Here is a 1,183-nt window from a genome sequence, read left to right as displayed (position 1 = left end):
AAGCAATGATCTTGGCAACGACGCCAGCACCAACGGTGCGGCCACCTTCACGAATGGCGAAGCGCAAGCCTTCTTCCATCGCAATGGGGTTGATCAACTTCACAGTGATCGACACGTTGTCACCCGGCATCACCATCTCTTTGCCTTCTGGCAACTCGATCGCACCCGTCACGTCCGTCGTACGGAAGTAAAACTGAGGACGGTAGTTGTTGAAAAACGGCGTGTGACGGCCGCCTTCGTCTTTGGACAAGACATAAATCTCGCCCGTGAAGTGCGTGTGTGGCTTGATCGAGCCTGGCTTGCACAGCACTTGGCCGCGCTCAACGTCTTCACGCTTGGTGCCGCGCAGCAAAATACCAACGTTGTCGCCCGCTTGACCTTGGTCCAGCAACTTGCGGAACATCTCCACACCCGTGCAAGTGGTCTTGACGGTGTCTTTGATGCCCACGATTTCGATTTCTTCACCGACTTTGACAATACCGCGCTCGATACGGCCAGTCACCACAGTGCCGCGACCAGAGATGGAGAACACGTCTTCCACGGGCATCAGGAAGGCGCCGTCCACGGCGCGCTCTGGCAATGGGATGTAAGTGTCCAGCGCATCGGCCAGCTTCATGATGGCTTCTTCGCCCAATGGGCCTTTGTCGCCTTCGAGGGCCAGCTTGGCTGAACCCTGGATGATCGGTGTATCGTCGCCAGGAAAATCGTACTTGGACAAAAGTTCGCGAACTTCCATCTCGACCAGTTCCAGCAACTCGGCATCGTCCACCATGTCGCACTTGTTCAGGAACACGATGATGTAAGGCACGCCCACCTGGCGAGCCAACAAGATGTGCTCACGGGTCTGGGGCATCGGGCCGTCAGCAGCCGAGCAAACCAAAATCGCGCCGTCCATCTGGGCAGCACCGGTGATCATGTTCTTCACATAGTCAGCGTGGCCTGGGCAGTCCACGTGCGCGTAGTGACGGCTTTGTGTCTCGTACTCCACGTGCGCGGTGTTGATCGTGATACCACGGGCTTTTTCTTCGGGCGCAGCGTCGATCTGGTCGTACGCTTTGGCCGAACCACCGAACTTGGCGGCCAACACGGTGGTGATGGCAGCTGTCAGTGTGGTTTTACCGTGGTCAACGTGACCGATGGTGCCCACGTTGACGTGAGGTTTGGTCCGTTCGAATTTTTCTTT

The 1,183-nt window shown here is 57.0% G+C and carries 1 protein-coding gene; it reads right to left on the bottom strand.

Annotated features, from left to right (window positions below):
* On the bottom strand, window positions 1-1,183 hold a 1,183-nt coding region (gene tuf, locus B9Z45_RS16640), incomplete at both ends, for an elongation factor Tu (protein ID WP_108408292.1).

Origin of the sequence: Limnohabitans sp. 2KL-17, from assembly GCF_003063415.1 — a bacterium.
Classification (GTDB): Bacteria; Pseudomonadota; Gammaproteobacteria; order Burkholderiales; family Burkholderiaceae_C; genus Limnohabitans_A.
Note: the sequence above shows the minus strand (reverse complement) of the source record. Positions and strands in the feature narration are given on the sequence as shown.